Annotated in this window: 23 protein-coding genes; 10 read left to right on the top strand and 13 right to left on the bottom strand. The window is 58.4% G+C overall.

Translation table 11 applies throughout. The features are described from left to right. Positions 1-13: 13 nt before the first annotated feature. A complete protein-coding gene (potA, locus tag KI231_RS17765; protein ID WP_007962457.1) occupies positions 14-1156 on the bottom strand; it encodes a polyamine ABC transporter ATP-binding protein in 1143 nt (380 codons plus the stop codon). Between the two features lie 372 nt (positions 1157-1528). Continuing rightward, complete coding sequence (locus KI231_RS17760) at positions 1529-2290, bottom strand: gamma-glutamyl-gamma-aminobutyrate hydrolase family protein (RefSeq protein WP_212809284.1); 762 nt, start codon at positions 2288-2290, stop codon at positions 1529-1531. A 282-nt stretch (positions 2291-2572) separates the two neighbouring features. Here KI231_RS17760 and KI231_RS17755 point away from each other — a divergent pair, with 282 nt between their 5' ends. From KI231_RS17755 to KI231_RS17740, 4 genes are all read left to right on the top strand, one after another. Continuing rightward, positions 2573-3949, top strand: coding sequence for a glutamine synthetase family protein (locus KI231_RS17755; protein WP_212809283.1), 1377 nt, complete (start codon positions 2573-2575; stop codon positions 3947-3949). A gap of 199 nt (positions 3950-4148) precedes the next feature. Beyond that, positions 4149-5639, top strand: a complete 1491-nt coding sequence (locus KI231_RS17750) for an aldehyde dehydrogenase (RefSeq protein ID WP_212809282.1) — start codon at positions 4149-4151, stop codon at positions 5637-5639. A 51-nt stretch (positions 5640-5690) separates the two neighbouring features. Beyond that, on the top strand, positions 5691-6974 hold the full coding sequence (locus KI231_RS17745; protein ID WP_212809281.1) for an NAD(P)/FAD-dependent oxidoreductase: 1284 nt from the start codon (positions 5691-5693) through the stop codon (positions 6972-6974). 491 nt (positions 6975-7465) lie between these two features. After that, a complete protein-coding gene (locus KI231_RS17740) occupies positions 7466-8014 on the top strand; it encodes a cupin domain-containing protein (RefSeq protein ID WP_007950154.1) in 549 nt (182 codons plus the stop codon). A gap of 60 nt (positions 8015-8074) precedes the next feature. Here the strand turns inward: KI231_RS17740 and KI231_RS17735 are convergent, their stop codons facing one another. After that, positions 8075-8593 (bottom strand): hypothetical protein, encoded by a 519-nt coding sequence (locus tag KI231_RS17735; protein WP_212809280.1) that lies wholly within the window; start codon positions 8591-8593, stop codon positions 8075-8077. A 479-nt stretch (positions 8594-9072) separates the two neighbouring features. On the opposite strand from KI231_RS17735, the gene KI231_RS17730 reads away from it, so the two are divergent. Then, entirely contained in the window at positions 9073-9492 is a 420-nt protein-coding gene (locus tag KI231_RS17730; RefSeq protein ID WP_212809279.1) for a hypothetical protein, read from the top strand. A 5-nt stretch (positions 9493-9497) separates the two neighbouring features. On the opposite strand, the gene KI231_RS17725 is transcribed toward KI231_RS17730, so the two are convergent. The 3 genes from KI231_RS17725 to KI231_RS30070 all read right to left on the bottom strand — a co-directional run bounded on the left by KI231_RS17725 (position 9498) and on the right by KI231_RS30070 (position 11171). Further along, on the bottom strand, positions 9498-10196 hold the full coding sequence (locus KI231_RS17725) for a DUF4225 domain-containing protein (protein ID WP_212809278.1): 699 nt from the start codon (positions 10194-10196) through the stop codon (positions 9498-9500). Further along, entirely contained in the window at positions 10189-10689 is a 501-nt protein-coding gene (locus KI231_RS17720; protein ID WP_212809277.1) for an Hcp family type VI secretion system effector, read from the bottom strand. The genes KI231_RS17725 and KI231_RS17720 overlap by 8 nt, the downstream gene beginning before the upstream one ends. A 215-nt stretch (positions 10690-10904) precedes the next feature. Continuing rightward, the gene (locus tag KI231_RS30070; RefSeq protein ID WP_371919327.1) at positions 10905-11171 is read right to left on the bottom strand and encodes a fructose-bisphosphate aldolase; all 267 of its coding nucleotides are present in this window, start codon (positions 11169-11171) and stop codon (positions 10905-10907) included. Between the two features lie 191 nt (positions 11172-11362). On the opposite strand from KI231_RS30070, the gene KI231_RS17715 reads away from it, so the two are divergent. Further along, positions 11363-11776 (top strand): hypothetical protein, encoded by a 414-nt coding sequence (locus KI231_RS17715; RefSeq protein WP_212809276.1) that lies wholly within the window; start codon positions 11363-11365, stop codon positions 11774-11776. A gap of 135 nt (positions 11777-11911) precedes the next feature. On the opposite strand, the gene KI231_RS17710 is transcribed toward KI231_RS17715, so the two are convergent. The 4 genes from KI231_RS17710 to KI231_RS17695 form a co-directional block, all read right to left on the bottom strand. Next, positions 11912-13051, bottom strand: a complete 1140-nt coding sequence (locus tag KI231_RS17710) for a merozoite surface protein 3b (RefSeq protein ID WP_212809275.1) — start codon at positions 13049-13051, stop codon at positions 11912-11914. Between the two features lie 52 nt (positions 13052-13103). Beyond that, positions 13104-13424: a hypothetical protein gene (locus KI231_RS17705; protein ID WP_212809274.1), complete on the bottom strand. Its 321-nt coding sequence runs from the start codon at positions 13422-13424 to the stop codon at positions 13104-13106. A gap of 103 nt (positions 13425-13527) precedes the next feature. Further along, the gene (locus KI231_RS17700) at positions 13528-14448 is read right to left on the bottom strand and encodes a DUF6384 family protein (protein ID WP_212809273.1); all 921 of its coding nucleotides are present in this window, start codon (positions 14446-14448) and stop codon (positions 13528-13530) included. A 22-nt stretch (positions 14449-14470) separates the two neighbouring features. After that, positions 14471-15595 carry a DUF6384 family protein gene (locus tag KI231_RS17695; RefSeq protein ID WP_212809272.1) on the bottom strand — a complete coding sequence of 375 codons (1125 nt, stop codon included), beginning with the start codon at positions 15593-15595 and terminating at the stop codon, positions 14471-14473. A 534-nt stretch (positions 15596-16129) separates the two neighbouring features. On the opposite strand from KI231_RS17695, the gene KI231_RS17690 reads away from it, so the two are divergent. The 4 genes from KI231_RS17690 (at position 16130) to KI231_RS17675 (ending at position 18575) form a co-directional block, all read left to right on the top strand. After that, the gene (locus KI231_RS17690) at positions 16130-16519 is read left to right on the top strand and encodes a hypothetical protein (RefSeq protein ID WP_123528973.1); all 390 of its coding nucleotides are present in this window, start codon (positions 16130-16132) and stop codon (positions 16517-16519) included. A gap of 15 nt (positions 16520-16534) precedes the next feature. Further along, positions 16535-16957, top strand: coding sequence for an HD domain-containing protein (locus tag KI231_RS17685; RefSeq protein WP_212809271.1), 423 nt, complete (start codon positions 16535-16537; stop codon positions 16955-16957). 27 nt (positions 16958-16984) lie between these two features. Beyond that, entirely contained in the window at positions 16985-18004 is a 1020-nt protein-coding gene (locus KI231_RS17680; protein WP_212809270.1) for an AbrB family transcriptional regulator, read from the top strand. Between the two features lie 124 nt (positions 18005-18128). Then, positions 18129-18575, top strand: a complete 447-nt coding sequence (locus KI231_RS17675) for a YMGG-like glycine zipper-containing protein (protein ID WP_212809269.1) — start codon at positions 18129-18131, stop codon at positions 18573-18575. Here the strand turns inward: KI231_RS17675 and KI231_RS17670 are convergent. From KI231_RS17670 to KI231_RS17660, 3 genes are read right to left on the bottom strand one after another with little or no spacing between them, the layout of a single operon-like run. Further along, on the bottom strand, positions 18560-19585 hold the full coding sequence (locus KI231_RS17670; protein WP_212809268.1) for a DUF2955 domain-containing protein: 1026 nt from the start codon (positions 19583-19585) through the stop codon (positions 18560-18562). The two genes, KI231_RS17675 and KI231_RS17670, sit on opposite strands and share 16 nt — an antisense overlap. Then, positions 19575-20699 (bottom strand): HlyD family secretion protein, encoded by a 1125-nt coding sequence (locus KI231_RS17665; protein WP_212809267.1) that lies wholly within the window; start codon positions 20697-20699, stop codon positions 19575-19577. The genes KI231_RS17670 and KI231_RS17665 overlap by 11 nt, the downstream gene beginning before the upstream one ends. Beyond that, positions 20692-22245 (bottom strand): efflux transporter outer membrane subunit, encoded by a 1554-nt coding sequence (locus KI231_RS17660; protein WP_212809266.1) that lies wholly within the window; start codon positions 22243-22245, stop codon positions 20692-20694. Before KI231_RS17660 ends, KI231_RS17665 begins: the two co-directional genes overlap by 8 nt. Between the last annotated feature and the right edge of the window lie 85 nt (positions 22246-22330).

The following is a 22330-nucleotide window of genomic DNA, read 5'->3' as shown; positions in this document are numbered from 1 at the left end:
TGATTGAAGGTTCTCATGAGCGCAGTACCACGCCGCTGTCGTCTTCCCACCAGACGTAAACCTTGTCGTCCCAGGTCGGACGCGCACCACGGCGTTCGGCGTTGGCCATGAACGACTGGACGATTTTGCCGCCGGGCAGTTCGACGTAGAACACCGAGTGACCGCCGAGGTAAGCGATGTCATGCACCTTGCCTTCGGACCAGTTGTAGCGGACTTCCGGTTTGATGGTGCTGACGAGCATTTTTTCCGGACGGATCGCGTAGGTGATCGACTTGTCCTGCACCGAAGTGCTGACGCCGTGACCGACGTAAATCTTCTGCTGCAAGTCCGGGCTGTGGATGATCGCGTGACCTTCCAGGTCTTCCACCACGGTGCCGTCGAAAGCGTTCACGTTGCCGATGAACTCGCAGACCATGCGGCTGACCGGGGCTTCATAAATGTCGACCGGGCTGCCGATCTGGGCGATCCAGCCCAGGTGCATGATCGCAATGCGCTCGGCCATGGTCATGGCCTCTTCCTGGTCGTGGGTCACCATCACGCAGGTCACGCCGACGCGCTCGATGATCTCTACCAGCTCAAGTTGCATCTGCGAACGCAGCTTTTTATCCAGCGCGCCCATCGGCTCGTCGAGCAGCAACAGCTTCGGCCGCTTGGCCAGCGAGCGGGCGAGGGCGACGCGCTGGCGCTGACCGCCGGAGAGTTGATGCGGCTTGCGTTTGGCGTATTGGGTCATGTGCACCAGGCGCAGCATTTCTTCGACGCGGGCGTCGATTTCGCTGGCCGGCAAACGGTCCTGTTTCAAGCCGAAGGCGATGTTCTGCGCGACGGTCATGTGTGGGAACAGCGCGTAGGACTGGAACATCATGTTGATCGGCCGCTCGTACGGCGGCATGTCGGTGATGTCCACGCCGTCGAGCAGAATCCGCCCTTCAGTCGGCCGCTCGAAACCGGCGAGCATGCGCAGCAGCGTCGATTTGCCCGAACCGGAGCCGCCAAGCAGGGCAAAGATTTCGCCCTGATGGATCTCCAGGGACACGTCGTCCACTGCCGTGGTTTCGTCGAACTTCTTGGTGACACGATCGACTTTCACCAACACCTTTTTCGGTTGCTGATGACCTTCAAGTGCCTTCCTGTAAGTGCTGGAGGCGTTTGCCATGTGAAACTCCCAACAGGTTTCAGTCGCCGGGCCAACGTGGCCTGGCTTAAGAGTGGATTGCAGATCTGTAAGTGCATTCCCGGTCGGATCACATCCCCCTGTGGGAGCTGGCTTGCCAGCGATGGCGGAGGGTCAGTCACCCATTATGTTGAAGGTGATGGCCTCATCGCTGGCAAGCCAGCTCCCACAGGGTTTTGCATTGATCTGACGGGTACAGCTCATACCGATCCGGCTTGGTCGGCGCCGCCGTCCTGGCTGCCTGGGTCGTACTTGTTGTTATTACGGTTTGTTGTTTTCACGGATGACGGATACGCACACGCGCAACCGCCGACCCCGTGGGGGCAGTAAACAGTTTTGAAATCCCGGGTTGTATCAGCGCTGGTTGCGTCGCGCCGCCCGTTGCCGGCAAGCCTCGCCGAATGCCTGGAAAATTCGCAGGTAGTTCGGGTTGTCGAGCACTTGCCATTCCGGGTGCCATTGCACGCCGAGGGCAAACGTCGGGCTGTGCTCGACCGAGATCGCCTCGATCAGACCGTCCGGCGCCACCGCTTCGGCGCGCAGGCCGGGGCCGAGGCGGTCGATGCCCTGACTGTGGATCGAGTTGACCTGGAACTCGCCCGGCAACTCCAGCGCTTCGAACACGCCGCCATCCAGCACGGTCACGGCGTGAGCCGGTGCGTATTGCACGGCCACGTCCGGACTATCGGCTTCGCGGTGATCGAGCATGCCCGGCAACTCGTGCACTTTCTGATGCAGGCTGCCGCCGAACGCCACGTTCATTTCCTGGAAACCACGGCAGATGCCGAGCACCGGAACGCCCGCCGCGATGGCTGCACGCAATAAAGGAAGGGTGGTGGCATCCCGCGCCGGATCGTGATCCGTGCCGGGGGCGCTGGCCGGGCCTTGATAGTGGAAGGGTTCCACATTCGAGGGCGAGCCGGTCAGCAGCAGACCGTCGAGTTGACCGAGCAGGTCCTCGATTTCAGTCAGGTTGCCAAGGGAAGGAATGACCACTGGCAACCCCAGCGCCGCAACGCTGACAGCGCGAACGTATTTGTCGCCACTGATGTGATAGGGGTGCAGGCCAATCTGTTTGACGCACGCAGTAACGCCGATCAATGGCTTGAATGCCATTTTTATTCACCTCGAAGTTTGACACTTGAACGAGCTTTTCCGGAGCTTAGCCTCGTTGATTTTAATTAACAACTGCCATGTAAAAAATTCTAAACGCCGTTCATCAAATCTTCATGATTTCCGGGCCTCTGGCACCTGTGTTGGCACGAGAGTGTTAAAAAAGGCCCTAAAAATAAAGGCTGAGCGGCCAGCTGTTCGCTATTGACTTCACTTTGCCGTTCGGGTTGACTGGCTCGGCGAAACAGCAGTGAACATAATAATTAACAGCTAAATAGGTGCATCATGTCGGTCCCTCTGCGTACCGTTCAACTCAACGAAGCAAACGCATTCCTTAAGAAATATCCTGAGGTTTTGTACGTCGACCTTCTGATTGCGGATATGAACGGTGTGGTGCGCGGCAAGCGCATCGAGCGCACCAGTCTTCATAAGGTTTACGAGAAAGGCATCAACCTGCCGGCCTCCCTTTTCGCCCTCGACATCAATGGCTCCACGGTGGAAAGCACCGGCCTGGGTCTGGACATCGGCGACGCTGACCGCATCTGCTACCCGATCCCCGGCACCCTGAGCATCGAGCCGTGGCAGAAGCGCCCAACCGCACAACTGTTGATGACCATGCACGAAATCGAGGGTGAGCCGTTCTTCGCTGACCCGCGTGAAGTGCTGGCCAACGTCGTGCGTAAATTCGACGACCTCGGCCTGACCATTTGCGCAGCGTTCGAACTCGAGTTCTATCTGATTGACCAGGACAACGTGAACGGCCGTCCGCAGTCGCCGCGTTCGCCGGTGTCCGGCAAGCGTCCGGTATCGACCCAGGTTTACCTAATCGACGACCTCGACGAATACGTCGACTGCCTGCAAGACATCCTCGAAGGCGCGAAAGAGCAGGGCATCCCGGCTGACGCCATCGTCAAGGAAAGCGCCCCGGCGCAATTCGAAGTCAACCTGCATCACGTCTCTGACCCGATCAAGGCGTGCGACTACGCGGTCCTGCTCAAGCGTCTGGTGAAGAACATCGCCTACGACCACGAGATGGATACCACCTTCATGGCCAAGCCGTATCCGGGCCAGGCGGGCAACGGTTTGCACGTACACATTTCGATTCTGGACAAAGAAGGCAACAACATCTTTTCCAGCGAGGATCCCGAGCAGAACGCCGCGCTGCGACACGCGATCGGCGGTGTGCTGGAGACCCTGCCTGCGCAAATGGCGTTCCTGTGCCCGAACGTCAACTCGTACCGCCGCTTCGGCGCGCAGTTCTATGTACCGAACTCGCCGAGCTGGGGCATCGACAACCGCACCGTTGCGGTACGCGTACCGACCGGTTCAGCCGACGCCGTGCGCATCGAGCATCGTGTTGCCGGTGCCGACGCCAACCCGTACTTGCTGATGGCTTCGGTATTGGCCGGTATTCACCACGGTCTGACCAACCAGATCGAGCCGGGGGCCCCGGTGGAAGGCAACAGTTACGAGCAGAACGAGCAAAGCCTGCCGAACAACCTGCGCGATGCACTGCGCGAACTGGACGACAGCGAAGTCATGGCCCGCTACATCGACCCGCTGTACATCGACGTGTTCGTCGCTTGTAAAGAAAGCGAGCTGGCCGAGTTCGAGAACTCGATCTCTGACCTTGAGTACAACTGGTATCTGCATACGGTCTAAAGACCTATAGCGATTCCTGATGCACACCACCAACCCCTGTGGGAGCGGGCTTGCCCGCGATGAGGCCGTCACCTTCAGCATTGAAGGCGACTGACCCACCGCTATCGCGGGCAAGCCCGCTCCCACAGGGTTTTGGTCAGGTCGTGAAGATTGTCGGCATTTCGGCAATCACCCAATTCCCCCTTGTCGAGCCACAACAATGACTACAACCCGCAACGACTGGGAACAACGCTTCCAGTCCCTGACAATCGAATCCCGCGCCTTTATCAACGGCGAATACCGCCCGGCGATCAGCGGCGACACCTTCGAATGCCTGAGCCCCGTTGACGGCCGTTTCCTCGCCTCCGTGGCCAGCACCGACGAAGCCGACGCCAACCTCGCCGTGGAAGTCGCGCGCCAGTCTTTCGAGTCCGGCGTGTGGGCGAAAAAAGCCCCGGCCGAGCGCAAACGCATCCTGATCCGCTTCGCTGATCTGATCCTGCAGCACCAGGAAGAACTGGCGCTGCTGGAAACCCTCGACATGGGCAAACCGATCAGCGACTCGATGAGCATCGACATCCCGGCGACCGCCAACGCGATTCGCTGGAGCGCCGAAGCCATCGACAAGATCTACGACGAAGTGGCGGCCACCCCGCACGATCAACTCGGCCTCGTCACTCGCGAGCCTTCCGGTGTCGTCGCGGCCATCGTGCCGTGGAACTTCCCGTTGATCATGGCCAGCTGGAAATTCGCTCCAGCGTTGGCAGCTGGCAACTCGTTCATTCTCAAACCTTCGGAAAAGTCGCCGCTGACCGCCATCCGCATCGCGCAGTTGGCGTTGGATGCCGGCATTCCAAAAGGCGTGTTCAACGTTCTGCCAGGCTTCGGTCACACCGTCGGCAAGGCGTTGGCGTTGCACATGGACGTCGACGTGCTGGCCTTCACCGGCTCCACGGCGATTGCCAAACAGCTGATGATTTATGCCGGCCAAAGCAACATGAAACGCGTCTGGCTCGAAGCGGGGGGCAAGAGCCCGAACGTGGTGTTTGCCGACGCACCGGACTTGCGCGCAGCAGCCCAGGCCGCCGCCGGCGCCATCGCCTTCAACCAGGGCGAAGTGTGCACCGCCGGTTCGCGTCTGCTGGTCGAGCGTTCGATCCGCGAGCAGTTCATCCCGTTGCTGGTGGAAGCACTGCAAGCGTGGAAGCCGGGTCACGCACTGGACCCGGCGACCACCGTGGGTGCCGTGGTCGATCAGCGTCAACTGGACAACGTGCTGCGCTACATCAGCATCGGACGTGAGGAGGGCGCCGAGCTGATTGCTGGCGGCCAACGCGCTCTCGAAGAAACCGGTGGCCTCTATGTGCAGCCGGCGATCTTCGATGGCGTGACCAATGCGATGACCATCGCCCGCGAAGAAATCTTCGGCCCGGTGCTGTCGCTGATCACCTTCGACACCGCTGAAGAAGCGCTGCAGATCGCCAACGACAGCATCTTCGGCCTCGCCGCCGGTGTGTGGACCAGCAATCTGAGCAAGGCGCACACCTTCGCTCGGGGCCTGCGCGCCGGTAGCGTCTGGGTCAACCAGTACGACGGCGGCGACATGACCGCGCCGTTCGGTGGCTTCAAGCAGTCGGGCAACGGTCGCGACAAATCGCTGCACGCGTTCGACAAGTACACCGAGCTGAAAGCGACCTGGATCAAGCTCTAACTCTTTTACAACGGTGGTCGCTTTAACCGGCGACCCTCGGAGAACAATAAAATGAAACAACAACACGTCAACAGCTACTACGCCGCCACCCGCAACGAAGTCATCGACTTCCCGACTCTTGAAGAGTCGGTCGAGTGCGACGTCTGCATCATCGGCGCCGGCTACACCGGTCTGTCCTCGGCGCTGTTCCTGACCGAAGCCGGCTACAAGGTGACCGTACTGGAAGCGGCAAAAGTCGGCTACGGCGCCAGCGGTCGCAACGGCGGGCAACTGGTCAACTCCTACAGTCGCGACGTCGATGTGATCGAAGAACGCTATGGCGACAAGACTGCGGAAATCCTCGGCAGCATGATCTTCGAAGGCGCCGACATCATCCGTTCGCGCATCAAGGACTACGACATCAAATGCGATTACCGCCCGGGCGGCATCTTCGCAGCGATGAACAAAAAACAACTCAATGGTCTGGCCGAGCAGAAGCGCAGCTGGGAACGCTACGGCAACCGCAATCTGAAGATGCTCGACGCGGCCGACATCCGTCGTGAAGTCGGTTCCGATGCCTACGTCGGCGGTTTGCTGGACATGCAGGGCGGCCACGTTCACCCGTTGAACCTGGCCCTCGGTGAAGCGGCGGCCATTGTGCGTCTGGGCGGCAATATCTACGAGCAATCGGCGGCCGTGGAAATCAAATACGGCGAGCCAAACGTCGTACGCACCGCCAAAGGCCAAGTGCGCGCCAAGTACCTGCTGATCGCCGGCAACGCCTACCTGCCGCAAGGTCTGGACAACCGCGTGACCGCCAAAAGCATGCCGTGCGGCTCGCAGATCGTCGTCACCGAACCGTTGACCGAAAAACAGGCGCGCAGCCTGATCACCAACAACTACTGCGTCGAAGACTGCAACTATCTGCTCGACTACTACCGTCTGACTGCCGACAACCGCCTGCTGTACGGCGGCGGCGTGGTCTACGGTGCGCGTGAACCGGACGACATCGAACAACTGATCCGCCCGAAGATTCTCAAGACTTTCCCGCAGCTCAAAGACGTCAAAATCGACTACCGCTGGACCGGCAACTTCCTGCTGACCATGTCACGCATGCCGCAATTCGGCCGTATCGAAAAGAACGCCTACTACATGCAAGGCTACAGCGGCCACGGCGTCACCTGCTCGCACCTGGCCGGCAAACTGATCTCGGAAATGATCCGCGGCGACGCCGAACGTTTCGATGCGTTCGCATCGCTGCCGCACATGCCGATGATCGGCGGCCGCACGTTCTCCGCACCGCTGACAGCCCTTGGCGCCGTCTACTACTCCCTGCGCGACCGCTTCGGCATCTAGGTTACCTCCCCGGCGGCGGCCCCCAAGACCCCGCCGGTTTTTTACCTGATACACCAAAGATCAAAATGTAGGAGTGAGCCTGCTCGCGATGAGGCCAGCAAGGGCATCATCACTCCAACAGAAACACCACCAACCCTGTGGGAGTCTGGCTTGCCAGCGATGGCGGCCTGACAACCTCCACAAAGCCAACTGACACAAAAGAGATCCAACTGTGGAAGCGAGCCTGCTCGCGAAGAGGTCATATCAGCCAACATCCATGGCGCCTGACGCACCGCTTTCGCGAGCAGGCTCGCTCCCACAGGCACTGTATTACCAAGGCAAGAAGGACTTTTGCCGCACCGTCCATCGAACCTGCTGAGCAACATCAGCAAACGTGATTTAATAGCCGCCTTTCACGGTTCCGGGACACGGGAGCAACGTGATCCGCGCCCTCGGCGCGTCACCCGCCACCCACCCCCATCGCCCTTAAGTCGTTCTCACATAAGGCTGTCATGGATACGGGTTCTCGACTCAAACTAGTACGCGAAAGCTACAAACTCTCCCAGCGCGAGCTGGCCCGGCGTAGCGGCGTGACCAATGCCACCATTTCCCTGATCGAACAGAATCGCGTCAGTCCCTCGGTCAGCTCCCTGAAAAAGCTGCTCGAAGGCATCCCGATGTCCCTGGCCGACTTCTTCACCTTCGACCAACCGCCGCGCGAGCATCAATACGTCTTCCGCGCCAACGAACAGCCGGATCTCGGCCGCCATGGCCTGCGTCTGCTGCTGATCGGCGCCTCAGTGCCAAGCCGGCAGATGCGCTTGCTGCGCGAGCAATACGCGCCGGGTGCGAGTTCCGGGGAAGAGCCGATTGTGCATGCGGAAGGTGAGGAGTGCGGGCTGGTGACGCGTGGGACGGTTGAGTTGACCGTGGATGGGTCGGTGAGTGTTTTGAATGCGGGGGATGGGTATTACTTTCCGACGACGTTGCCGCATAAGTTTCGGAATATTGGAGCGGATGAGGCTGAGATTATTAGTGCGAATACGCCCGCCAACTTCTGATTACTGACCGATGCCAGAAGCGGCGGATGGCCGCTTCATGCGCATTCGATGACAGCGCCCTCAGGGCGTTGGCATGCTTAACCGATCCAGAGCACAGTTGTTGGCCGGTGTCTGCTCAGCCAGAACCAGTCGAGCTCCGGTATCCAGATCAACGATGTTGATCTGGCAGCTACTGATGACAGTCGGGCCATCGCTGATTCCACCTTTGACTACATATCGTGCGCCCGGCTTGAACTCGGTGACAAATTCGACCGAGCACCTGCGTTGCGCTGTGGCCGCACCCTCAAGCACCAGGCGGATCGGCTTTCCGGCCTCAATGGCTCGAAAACCCTGATGCTCCGTTGGATATCCCCCTCTGACCGAAAATAATTGCCGCTCGGGTGTCACCGGGACTGATCTGCCGTACTTACAGGCAATGGTCGGCGCTGCGCTGAGGGCGATGTAGTTGTGACGGCTGAGCAATGCGTCCATCTCACTGCGAATCTGCGCTTGAGGTCCGTTGGCCGGGGGCTCGTATTGCGGCATTGGCGCGCAACCTGCGATCAAAAGCAGGGCCGAGCCTGCGTACAACAGTTTCATGGCATTTCTGTCCGTAGTGGTTTGAGGTGGGTCATGAAGGTGACGGGATTACTTGCAGGGGGCTGCCTGACAGAATGACTTCTTTTGAGCACGTCTGCGTCATCTGGTCATTCGAGGCTCATCCAGCGGTCGGTGGCAGGATAATCGGCGCTGAAGCTATCAAATTGACACTATCTATTCCAGAGCCATTTTCGAGATGCGCAAGGTAGTTTTTTTGCGCCGTAGCGGAGATTCGTCAAGTAGCGTGGAGTGCGGGATTCCTTTTGGGGGGCGTAATTTCTTGATGGAAGGAAAAGTTTGTAGGCTCGATAGTATTGCTTTGTAAGAAAGCTCTGAGCAAGTACCTGATGACGCGGCATCCATGAAGCTATTGTTCTTCTGGCATGTTTGAATTGCATGACAGATATTCTTTATAGTTGGCAGGGCGTGAGGGGGAGTAGAAGTTCTCGAGATGTTTGTCTTGTGAGTGGGGGCTCTATATGTTGATTCGAGAGTTTTGTGTAGTTGTTGGTCTTTTTATCCTCACTATTCTTCTCAGTGCGTTGTATGGTGCGTTACTGGTACATAACCTTGGTAAGGTTTTTCCTTTGGATGGAGTTGTCAAAAAGGTTGTTTTGGGTTTTGTTTTTTTGGGGATGTTGTTTGTTAATTTTCGTTATTTCTTTGTTGAACAGCTTGCGGAGTCGCTTGGTCGAGATACCAAGGTAGAAAAAATTCCAGTGATTGTCGGTTATCTTTATATCTTTATTTCTGCATTGTTTTGCGCTGAGGTTATCGTTCAATTCATCGCTCAGATTGTTGGTGAAGGATTCGGTTTTACCGATCTTTATCGGGGTGTTATAGGTGTGGTAGCGTTTGTGATAATTTCTATTTGGTTTTGGTTGCGTACAGAATTGTGATACAACTAATTTGATGTTGGATTGTTTGTGTCGTCTTTGTCTGTCATGCTTTTTATTGTAAATGAGTTAACCAGGGCTTCAAATGCTAAAGCCGCTTTTCCCATCTGATGGTAGACGTGCTCATAGTTTATCGGATCTCGAATAAACAGTTCGGTTGAGTCGGTTTTGCGAGTCAGTCTAAAGATGCCAATGATAGAAAGGCTTAAGTCGGCTGAGTAATAACTTATATTTCCATCGCTTTCTCCTAAAAAAACTTGGTAGAGCTGTCTAGTAGGGCCGGTGATACCTTCTTTGCCTGGGCCGTTGTAAATATTCCCTAGACCCTCGTAAATATTGTTAACGCCATGGGCGTAGTACGCTACCCCCAGTGGCAGATTAATACCTCTCCGTTGCCCTATTAATATCGTACCTGTTTGTGCCTGCATTACTCCCGCCGCTACGCCAACGCCATTTTGCGCATAGAACAATACTTTTTCCGATAAGTCAGCGTATTCATCTTTCAGTGCCAGCAACCCTTGCTTCGCACTAATGACACCTTCATCCACCGCCCGAATAATCTCATTCGCATAAGACGAAACGAACTCGCCAAATCTGAGCTGACTGAAACTGTCGTACAGCTGAGTAGCGCCAATCTGGCAGCCGAAGGCGACCAGATCAGCAGCAGCCCGTGTGACATCGTTAATGTCACACGAATCCTCATTCATCCTCGTTGCCCCAAGTGCTGTAGCCGCAGGTGCCCGCCTGAATGTGCGTCCAACTGATCTCTCGGTAAGTGAATGACACCAGTTCCTGTGGCTGAGCGTCGTTCAAGTGGATGGCATGGGGGACCTGGAGGTTGATGTGGGCGACTTTTGCACCGGCGATGTGGATTTTGAAGTATTTGTCCTGAGTACCAGCGGGAGAGGTTCGGTAGAAGAAAATGGTGCATTCGAGCACTTCGCGTTCGTGAAGTGCGGAGGACAGGAGGGGGGAGGATTTGTCGATGTTCTTGGTGATCATGATCGGTAAGTGCTTGCCACGGTCGGCGGTGACGCCGCCGTTATTGTCGGTAGTCATGTTGTGGGAGTAGGCCAGGACCATGATTTCGTCGAGGTGACCCAGTTGGCATTTGTTGCCGATCGAATTTGTGTCGGAGCAACCGGCGGAGATCAGACCTTGTCGGTTTCCAGTAATGCTCATATAGCTGTGGTTGGCCATGGATGCTCTGCTTTATTGAATGGAGAACTCTTGTTTGAAGAGTAACCGTCGACTAAAGCCGGAACAGTGAGGTGCTGGTTCGCTGTGGGTGATGTTCAGACGTGTCTTACAAGGGGCGCGGAAGTCAGGAGATGATTATTCCGAAGTGCCAACGACGTTATCGCTGATTGGGTGACCGGGCTTTTATGAAGTTGGCACTTTTTGCAGTGTGTTGGTTATGAGGTCGGCGCTTCGAAACCTCGCTGCTCGATCACCCGAAACACGTCACTGACATCCTGGACCATGATTCGGGCGATGTTGGTGACGGTGTTGATGTCGTGCTCGGCGTAATCGGGGAGGCTGGTGCAGGCGATGAGGTCGAGGTATTTGAGGACGGCGTTGAGGCGTTCGGCGAGGCAGGCTTCGTAATCCGTGGCGTGCGGCGTATCTGGAGAAATGAGCTCGCTGGTTTGGGGCCGCTTCGTAGCCCATCGGGGATGAATCCCCTCGCCGCAAGGGGTGTTTTCCTACGCGTTTTTCAGACTTCAAATTTGGTCGAATCTCAAATCATGGCTTTGCGTGCCGTTGGGAACTTTCCTTTAAATTGATGTCAATTTGATGGCGTGTCGCGACGCTCATTTCGAACGGATCAAGCAGTGCCAGGCTGTTTCCTGGCAACCCAAGGAAGTGTGAGATGAAATTGATTCTTGCGATGTTGTTGCTGTTCAGCGGTTACGTTTCCGCCAGTTGTGCCAGCATCAGTGATCCTGTCAAACGCAACTATTGCCAGGCCACGCAGGAAGGCAGCAGTTGTTATTCCATCGACAATTACGATTTGCGCACGGCCTGCGAAGCGGAGAGGGGCGGTTCATGCGCCAGTATCGAGGATCGTGACCAGCGCGCCTATTGTGACGCCAAGAAAGGCGCTAGTTGTTCTTCCATCGACAATTACGATTTGCGCACGGCCTGCGAAGCGGAGAAAGGCGGTTCATGTGCCAGCATCGGGGATCGTGATCAGCGTGCCTTCTGCGAGGCGAAGCAGGGCAGTAGCTGTGCGAGCATCGGCGATGGGGACCTGCGCAACCAGTGCGAAGCCATGAAACGTTGATTGATCTGCTTGCCCCAAAGGCAAAAAAGGGACACCCAATGGCGTCCCTTTTTCATGTGCGTGATTCTTCAACGTCAATCGACGTAGACGAACGCCGATGCCCAGGCGGGCATCGGCGTTTTTGCATTGGAAACGTCAGGCAGCCTTGCTCAGCAGCGCTGCAAACTTGCGCTTGGCATCTTCCACGGCATCGGCAATGTCACGGGCGGCATTGCTTGATTCGGCGCGGTAGCTGTCGGTCAGGCTCTGCATGTCGGTCTGGAAGCTCAGGGTCGCATCAGCAAGCGCACGAACCGAATCGACCTTGATGGTCGAGCCGTAGCTGGCTTTGACCGCCGCTTCAATCTGTTGATTGCCGGCAGAGCCCAACGCTTCGAGCCCTTTGCTGATGCCTTCGGTGGTGGCATTGAGTGTGTGGGTCGCTTCGGCCAGGCCGCTGTTGCTGATGAAGGATACGGCGAGGCCGGTGAGTACCACTTCGTTGGTGGAGAAGAACGAGACCATGCGCTGATACTGGCGCTCCTTGATCACGTGCACCTGATTGATTCGGGCAAATATCATTTCGGCGGTGTTGTACCCGACCTTGAGGTCATCGGCGATGTCCTTGACGATCTGGTAGCGCTTGTCTTCATCCTGCAGGGCACGCACGGCTTCATCGCGTTGCAGCTCCAGGCTGGCGCGCCGGGCCGGTTCGGAAGTCTCGGCAGCGCTGACCTGAGCACTGGCGTCGTTCAGCGCCTGAGTGCGTTGCTGCAGCGCTTTGCCGGCCACTGCCAGAACTTGCTGGGCGTCGACTTCGGCGGCTTTCATCGCCATCCGGAAGTCCATGTACGCCTCAAGCACTACGCTTTCCCGGGCAATCTGGTCATTGGCCGACTTGCACACCTGCAAGTAGCTTTCGCGGATGTCATTGAAGCGGCTGGGAATCGAGCCTCGACGCAGGTTCATCCAGCTCAGCTTGAGTTTTTCCAACGTGTCGAGGCGACCGTCGTCCATCCATTCGGCCATGGCCGAAGCGTCTTCACGGATCGAGGTGAAGCGCTGGGTGATGTCCATGAAGCGCGTGGAAATGTCCATGCCTTCAATCTGCTCGCGGACCATGCTGTTGAAGGCGGTCGACTGCTGCAGTACCGAAGCGATGGCGGTAACTTTGCTGTTGTCGTACTGAGCGACGCGGTCGAGCAGTACCATCACCGGTGCATCATGAACGGGTTGAAACAGGTTGATGCCGATCGTGCGCAGACCAGTGAGTGCCCGTTCGAGGTAGTTGGTCATCGAGTGTCCTTACGTGGTGTCGTCTGTTCTGGGTGTGGGCAAGCATTAACCCTCAGCGGGCAGGCTTGCCGTACAGCTCTTCATTGCGCGCCTGCATCGCCAGCAGCATCAACTCGTTCTGGCGATTGCCAGCGTAGTTGATGCGCTTGGCCAGCAGGCCGTCGAGCCAGCGCTGGAAAAAACCGAACGCGTATTGGTCGGTGCCATAGGCCCGATCACGCAGGAAGACATAGGCTTCGTTTTCACTGTAGGCGCGCAGTTTTTCCCTGCATTCCTGGCGGATGTCTTCGTAGTCTTTGGCACTGTGCGCCGGCGTCTGTCTGGCGGTCGATTGACTGGGCGATGACGCCTGGTTCTGGGTGGTTGAGGTCATTGCAGTACCTGTTTTTGATGAGAGCCATTACCGCCATTTGCTCGGAGAGTGGAATGCTGCGCATCAGGTGTCCTTTCGTGCGGCTGGCCAGGCAGTCGGTGGTTTATTGACCGATGCCAAACAGCTCGTCGTCGATATCACGGAACGTGGAGAACGCGTCGTCGTGAGTCGTCTCGTTATCGATGCGATCAAGCTGTTGCCCGAGCAGGGTCATTTGCTGTTTCAGACTGCCGGATTGTTCGATCCTGGCGGTACTCTTCGGATCTTCGCTGATGTCACGCAGGCTCTGGCGCATCCAGATGATTGCACCGGCGTACTTCATGTCGTTGTAGATTTGGTTAGAGTCGGTTTCGAACCGCAGTTGCTGGGCTTTGAGTGTCATGACTTGCAGTTCCACCGAGTCCAGATTGTCTTTGGTGATTTTTAAATCCACACCAAGATCCGTGCGAAAAGCGCTGGTTGGCATTCTGGATTGCGCACGCTGGAGCAAACGGCCGACGTTCGCGTTCGGGTGCTCCGCGTTGCTCTTGCCCAACGCCGCGAGACGTTTGGTTATTGACTGCACTTGCTCGTTCAACGTGAAGCTTTTGTCGCGTATCGGCCAGGCATTTTTGACGAGGTAGTCAACTCTCCCGGCATCCTTGTTGTGGTGAGTCGCCCACAGAATTAGCGCACTGAATAACAGGATCAGCAGAATGAGTGGCGACAGGCGTATGGTTCCCGGTTTGTCGCTCGCCGGCGAAGCGCCACGGCGGCTGAGCCACTTGACCAGCCACGTATCGAATCCATTGAGTGCCGGGGTCTCCAGCTTCAGGCGATGGGCGAAAAACTGCCGCACACCTTTTTCTATCAGGTTGTCATCGAACTCGATGGCGTTACCGATGTAGTAGGCGCGGATGCGCTCGGCGATGTCCGCGCGACGGCGGGGCAGGTCCAGATGATCCTGAATCTGCTTTTGCTCATGGCGCAGTTTGTCGATGAACGCCATCGCCGTCAGTTGATCGGAGAGTGCGGTGCTGCTCATGGGGGGCGTCCTTCTCAATCTGTCATTCTCCCGAACCACCCCAGCGGCGCCAGTAGCCTGCATCTTTCATCGAGCTGATCAGATGATTGATTTTTCGTTCGGCGGCCGCCGAGTCACCGGCTTCAAGGAACTGGTGGATGACTTCGACTTTTCTGCGCAGTTGGGGTCGGATTTCATCCGGTACCCTGCGGGAGGTGATGCGCTCTTTCAGCGAGCGGTAGCGCATGGACTGCAGTTCGAGCATGTCTTGTTCATAGTTCCAGAGATCGCCACGCAGATCGTTGTACGCCGTTGAAGCATCCTGGGCACTGTCGTAGTCGGTGACTTGCTTGAGCAACTGGTCGACTTCCGCCAGACGCTGGTCCAGATTGCTGGAGTGGGCAATCCCGAGGGCAAACTTCGGGTCTTGCAGCATTTCTTTGAGTTGATTACGAGTGTCGAGGATACGTCCGGCATACTTCACATTGCCTTCAACATCGTACAGAGACCGGTTGACTGCATACCGGCCCTCTTCGAGTTCTTTGACCCGACCTTCGATCGCGGCTGCGTTTGCCGATGTGACGGGCTCGGAAAGACCGATAGACGTGCGTACGTCGGTAGCCGGCAGCGCGCTCCGGGCGCGCTGCAGCAATACGCTGGCCTGCGGGTCCGGTTGTTCGGCCAGCCTGCGAGCCAGGGCCTCCACGGCGCCACGCTGCTTGTCCACCTCCCGGAACAGCTTTTTGCGATCATCGCGGACAATCGCGGCGTCAGTGCTGATCTCGCTCACTTCGGCTGGGCTGTAAACCGTCGGGCTAGTGAATTTGTAGACCACGAAGGCAATGCCCAATAGCACCATGGCAGAGGTTCGCAGCGTTTTGATCACACCGGAGCGCCGGACTAACGTGTTGATCAGCCAGGTGTCGATTGCACCCACGGGCGGCATTTCCAGCAGCAGGCGACGCGCGAACACCTGACGCACGCCTTGTTCGATCAGGTTGTCATCGAATGCGATGTTGTGGTTCTGGTAATAGCTGCGAATGTGCTCGGCAATTTCGGCTCGGCGTCGCGGCAGATCGAGGTGTTCCTGAACCTGTTTCTGCTGATGGCGCAACTCATCGACCAAGGCCATTGCGCCCATCTGTTCGGAGAGTGGAATACTGCTCATCGGTGTCCTTTCCAGGTTGAGGCGTGATGCGGGGCAAGCATGGCGGGGGGAGTATACCGAACGGTCAATCCCGAGTGCCCGCCTCGTGCCAGAGGCGGGCAAACATTATTCGCGAGATGGCCGGGCCGAAACGACTCTTGGGGACAGTGGCGTCGGTGGCACCCATCAGCCATTGGTCGTGGCTCTGCAGTCCCTGCGCATGTCATCGTTTTTGATGTTTTCACAACCGGCGTGCGCGTAGCCGCTCAACATCAATAACATCAAGAGAATCAGTCTCATCGGGGGTACTTCCATGATTGTCAGGAAACAGCCTGACGCTGAGTGATGCCGCATGACTAAAGACAATTAGCGATATCGCATTGACATCACTTTAAAGAAAAGTTCATGGCCGGCCTATGCGCAGGACAAAAATTCGAAGCGTCTTCGGATGTTGATTGGTGCGATTCAGTTGATTTTTGATTTGCCATGGTTGGGTGAATCCGTGATGGTATGCATGAAACAGTTTGTAACGCCTCGCCACGGACGGACCCACACATGATCGAAATCGGCGGTCGCAACAACGCCCCCACGCCGCAGCACAAGACCCACGACGTCTACTTCTTCAGCATCGACTTGACCCGAGCGGCCACACCTTTTTGTTTCGAACAATCGATTGGTGGCGGGCACGCCGAGCAGGGCGGCGCGATCTGGTTGGCGCTGGATGAGCTGGAGGCCTGGCCCGGTGAGTGGCGTGAGCATTTGAAGAAGTCTGATTGTGCCTGGGTCGCTGAGTTGATCGATGCACATCCTGGTGTGGATCAAGTGACATTGGTGTCGATGATTCTCAAGCGTCACTCCGAGCCAGCGAAGCCAGTCGGTCGCTTGAAGGCCATTGGCGCTTGGCTCAAACGCAATATCCACGTTGGCGGCCGGTATGGCATTTAACTTGGGGAGATTCTCATGACTCAGACGCTTGAACGCGCAATCGCCATCGCCGCTGCGGCCCACGCTGGGCAGGTGGACAAGGGCGGAGCGCCGTACATTTTGCATCCGCTGAAGGTGATGCTGCGCATGACCACGCTGGAGGAGCGCATCGTCGCGGTGCTGCACGATGTGGTCGAGGATTGCGCTATCAGTCTCGACGACTTGCGCAAGGAAGGCTTCAGCGAAGAGGTGCTGACGGCGATCCAATCGGTGACCAAGGTGCCGGGCGAGTCCTATGAGGATTTCGTCGAACGCGCCGCACAGAACCCGATCGGCCGGGTCGTGAAGCTCGCCGATCTGGAAGAAAACAGCGACCTGTCACGGATCGCCTCGCCGAGTTGGGAGGATCTGGAGCGGATCGAGAAGTATCGGCGCGCGATTGGACGGTTGCGCGCTTAAGCCATTTGAATTGCCAGGAAGGCGAATATGAAATCCATTCTGTGTCTGTTGATCGCCGCCGGTTTTGGCGCTGCGTTGCAATCCCTCGGCGTGCCTCATGGCTTGCTGTTGGGCTCGATCCTGGTCACCGCACTGGTCGTCACCCGATCAGGTTTCGCACCCGCGACGCCTTATGGCTTGGGTTACATCCAGGTCACGCTGGGCATCGCCACCGGGCTAATGTTTGAGGCGTGGGACAGTGCGACGGTGTCGACCATGCTCCCAAGCCTTGGCGTTTTGCTGCTGTGTCTGACGGTGCAGATTGCCCTGGCCGGTTGGTGGCTGACGCGTGGGGCAGGGTGGAACCGCACGGATGCGCTACTCGCGGTGTATCCGGGTGCTTTGGCGGCGGTATTCGATTTGCTCGAGTCGGAGAAGGCGTCGAGCAAAGTCATCATCGTGCATCTGATGCGGTTATTGCTGATCACCGTGCTGGTGAGCTTTTTGATTCCGGGGCAGGTGTCGGTTGTTGCTGTTGAAAGCGATCCGTTGACCACCGGCATGGCGCTGACGGTTTTCTCGATAATCGGCTTGAGCGTCGTGCTCGGTCGATTGCTGCTGGTGATTGGCGTGCCGGCGCCCTTCATGCTCACGGCGATCATCATCACCGCAGTCTTTGTAAAAACAGGCTGGTTGCACGATTTTCACATGCCCGACTGGAGCTTGAATCTGGCGGCGCTGATTCTCGGCGTGCGCATCGGCTCGCGGTTCCAGGGTTTGGGCTTCAAGGAATTGGGTCGGCATGGTCGTACGGCGCTGGTCTCGGTCGGGTTGATGATCGTGGTCGCGGCGGCATTTGCCGAAGTGGCGGCGCGATTCCTCGGGAGTGATCCGTTGTCGTTATGGCTGGCGTACATGCCGGGGGCGATCGAGACGATTGCGATTGTCGCGTTTGCCGGTGGGCTGAACGTGGTGTTTATCCTGACTCACCACTTGGCGCGGATGGTGCTGCTGCATTTTGCGCCGGCGTTGTTGGTGCAGGTGCGGCGGGTGCGGGAGGGGGCCTGACTACGCATCATCCGTCGTGGTGAGGGAGTTTGCTCCTTCACCACGCAAATGAGATTGCTGCTGTTGAACTACACTTCCCGATTACCCCGCCTCACAGCCAATCCAGGCTCCGCCGGAGGTAATCATGAACCGTTTATCGTCCACCGCTCTCTTGATCGCCGCTCTTTGCGCCACGCAAGCCAATGCGCAAACCGTCGTCCCGCTCAAGGGCCAGACCTCGCAACAAACCCAGATCGACATCAACGACTGCCACTCGGTCGCCGCCAGTTCCACCACATCAACCCCGCAAACCGGCGGTCGCCTGAAGGGCGCTGCCGTGGGTGCTGCGGCCGGTGCAACAGCGGCTGAGGTGCGCGGTCGCCAGCACGACGAGTTGTACGATGCGGTCGACGATGACCGTAAGCAGGATTACCGGCAGAACCGCGCCAGACAGACGGCAACCGCCGGCGCTGTAGTCGGTGGCGCACGACAGCGTCAGGAGCGGCGGGCGCAGAGCAAAAACGATGCGGCAGCCAGTTCCAGTGCCTACACCGGGTGTCTGCAAGGGCGCGGCTATCAGGTCACGCCTTGACGCTGGGGTTTGTGCGCTTCGAGCAGGTGCATCATCAGCGCGCTGTAGAGCGTCACCAGAATGAACAGGCCCATGCGCACGGCGAATGCGGTGTAGACGTCTTTGCCGGCGGCGCTGTCCTGCACCGATTGGCCGAGCAGGATGATCATCGTCACCAGGGTGTTGAGCCAGAATCCGGGGCTGAATTTTGTCGGGCTGAGGCGATAGAGTTTGCGCGCCAGCCATAACCCGAACAGCAGCATCCACAGAAAGAACATCCACAGGTGCACGAACAGGCTCAATCCGCACCACAGCAGTACCGCCAGCACGCCCGCGAGCAGGGTCGAACCGAGCAATTCGCGCCCGGCGTGGTGGGTGTGAGTGGTGGAGCTTTGCTGGCCGAGGCTGACAGCTTTGAGGATGATCGGCAGATAACTCGCCGGGTCGCTCAGGGCCAGCAAAAAGGTTGGCAGCACGATCAGCGTGGCGCGCAAGGCCACACGCGGGACTTCGTCGGCGGGAATCGCGGGCGGCTTCGGGGGCACAGGGCTGTCGGGCCGTTCCGGAAACAGTGCGTGACTGATACCGACCACCGCGACCGCCAGTAACAGGCCTTTGACCAACGCGCCAATCACCGCCATCGCCAGATCAAACTCGGCGAACCCGGCGGCAGAAATCATGGTCATGCCGATCATCAGAAAGGTCACGATCAGCGGATTGCCGCCACGCAGGCCAAAGCGAAACACCACAAACAAACCGGTGCCGATCAACAACACGCCGCTCACCGGGTAATAACGCAGCAACGGCACCAACAGCAGGCCAATGCTCGTGGTGAGCGCCGCCGCCAGCGCCAATACCAACGCACCTTTGAGCGGTAATGGCCGGGACAGACTGGCCAGCAGCAACACCGCCAGCACTGGCGAGATAAACGCCAGCGGCAGCGCCAGCGCATAACTGGCGGCGGTGCACAGCGCGGTGCCGAACGCCAGGCGCAAGGCCCGCTGCGCCGGGACGCTGCGTTCAGTAGGCATACGACAGCCAGCTCATCAGACCGACAAACAGCCGCCCCAACGGGTTGAGCGGATTGCCCTCGGTAGGAAAGGCCATGACTTCAGCCTGGCCGCCGGCACGGATCGCGCGACTGTCGACGAGGCGTTTCTTCGCCTCTTCCGTGAACTCGATGATCACCGGGAAACGCTGCGCCGGACGCAACCAGTCGCGGCTGTTCTGGATGCTCGGCAGGGTGCCCGGCGCCGGGGTCTGGCCGACGCTGACACCATAGCCGACGCTGCGCACCCGGCCGTCGAGGACTTCGCCGGGCAGCGCATCCAGAACGATCGATACCGGCGTTCCAGGCTGCACGCGGCCGAGGTTGTTCTCGGTGAGGTCGGCGCTGATCCACACGTCATGGATGGCGATCAAAGTCATCAGTGGACTGCCGGCGGCGGTGAACTGGCCGACATCGGTGCGCAGGTCGGTGATCAACCCGGCCGAACGCGCGCCGATGCGGGTGTTGGCCAGATCCAGTTCGGCTTTGGCCAGTGCCGAGGCAGCGCTGCGCAATTGCGCGTTGGTGTCGGTGTTGCCGCCTTCCTGCTCTTGCGCGCGTTGCACTTCGGCGCGGGCAGCGGCGACTTGGGCGACGGCCTGTTCGCGGTTGGCTCGCGACACTTCCAGAAGCCGCACAGAGACCGTGCCAGGGTCCTGTTTATACAAACCTTCAAGCCGCTGATTGTCCTGCCGCGCCTTGAGTTCGTTGGCTTGGGCTGCGCGTAATGAAGCTTGCGCCGAAGCGATTCCGGCAGTGCTCGCACCGACCTGACGGCGGGTCGATTCCAGATCGGCTTTCGCCCGATCGACCGCTATTTGCAGTGGCTGTGGGTCGAGTTCAAAGAGGACATCGCCAGCCTTTACATCCTGATTGTTGCGCACGTTGACGCGGATCACCCGACCCGCAACTTCCGCCGCCACCGGAATCACGAATGCGCCGACCCGCGCTTGTTGGGTATAGGGCGTGTAGCGGTCGGCGAGCAGGTACCAGGCCAGGCTCAGTATGATCAGCAAAAGCACCCAGCGGATGCCTTTTTTTGCAGGATCGGGCTGGGCAGGCGCGGGGGCCGGGGCGGGTGGCGCGGCTTCAGTCATGACGGGTTACCTGCGATGGGAGGGGATACGCCGGTTGGGCGGGCGGCGCGCTGAGCAAATCGCCCCAATTAGTGCGTTGTTGCATTTGTTGCCGTGTCGGCTCATCGACCTGCGGCGCGTTGCTTTGCCAGCCGCCGCCGAGGGCTTTGTACAGGGCGATCAGGTTGCTCACGGCGTTGCTACGGCTGACCAGATAGTTGTCTTGCAATTCGAGCAGGGCGCGTTGCGCGTCGAGCACCCGCTGAAAGTCGGAATAACCTTCGCGGTATTGCGTGTTGGCCAGCACCAGCGAACGTCGCGCAGCGCCTTCGGCCTCGCGCAGAATGCGTTCGCGCTCAAGCGCTTTGCTCAAGCCGCTGGCGGCATCGTCGGCTTCGCGCGCAGCTTGGCGGACCTTGTCGCGATAGGCTTCGATCAGTTGCTGCAAACGCGCGTCCTGCACTCGTATGTTGTTGCGGATACGGCCGTAATCGAAGATGTTCCAGCGCAGGCTCGGGCCTCCGATCAGATCGAGGCTGCGCGGCGTCGCGCCAAGGGAATCGCTGGACCAGACGATGCTGCCAAGCAAGGTCAGCGACGGATACAGATCGGTTTCGGCGACGCCGACCAGCGCCGATTGCGCGGCAACATTCAGTTCTGCCGCGCGTATATCCGGGCGACGCAACAGCAGGTTGGCCGGGACGTCTTGCAGCACGGCGCGATCGAGCAATGGAATCAAACCCGTTTGCTCGGCCAGCAACGCCGCGCCACCGGGTGGCTGGCCGACTAAAACTGCCAAAGCGTTGCGGGTGCGCAGGACTTGATCTTCGAATGCGGGGAGGCTGCTGAGCGTGCCGAGGTATTGGGTTTTCGCCTGTTGCAGGTCGAGTTCGGCCGTCTGGCCGCTGTTGAAGAGTTTTTCGGTGATTTCGAAATTGCGCTTCTGCTGGACGGCGTTCTCCCGGGCGACGCGCAGGCGTGCTTCGGTGGTACGCAGGGAGAAATAGGTGTCGGCGACTTGCGCGCGCAGCAGCACGAGGGCGTCTTCGTAATTGGCCTGCGCGGCAAAGTAGCTGGCGTCGGACGACTCGATGGCACGGCTGAAACGACCCCAGAAATCCAGCTCCCAACCGACATCGAACGCGGCGCTGTGTTGCCAGAAATGCAGATCCTGCGGGTTGTTGCCGCCAGATTGATGGCGATCAACGTACAGGCTGTCCACACCGAGCTGTTGCAGTTGCGGATAGCGCCCGCTTTCAGCTATGCCCAATTGGGCGCGAGCTTCAAGCACTCGCAGCCCGGCGATTTTCAGGCTGCTGTTGTGCGCATCGGCTTCGCTGATCAGGCGATCGAGTACCGGGTCGGCGAACACCTGCCACCACTGGCGCAGATCCGGTTGGTTGGCCCGTGTGCTGGCTTGTTCCAGCGCCGGGCTGTTCCATTGCTTGCTCCACATCTCGGCGGGAGGCTCAAAGTCCGGCCCCAGACGAACGCAGCCACTGAAACTCAAGGCGCCAAGCAACAACAGATATCCGGGCCGTGTCAGCGAGGCTGTCGTTGGTGGCATTGCTTTATGTCTCTGACCCGCAAATATCAGTGGAGCATAGACGGCAAATTGCAAATTGTTCGGGCGAATCTGCTGCTACGCTTTT

The organism is Pseudomonas sp. Seg1 (genome assembly GCF_018326005.1).
Classification (GTDB): domain Bacteria; phylum Pseudomonadota; class Gammaproteobacteria; order Pseudomonadales; family Pseudomonadaceae; genus Aquipseudomonas.
Note: the sequence above shows the minus strand (reverse complement) of the source record. Positions and strands in the feature narration are given on the sequence as shown.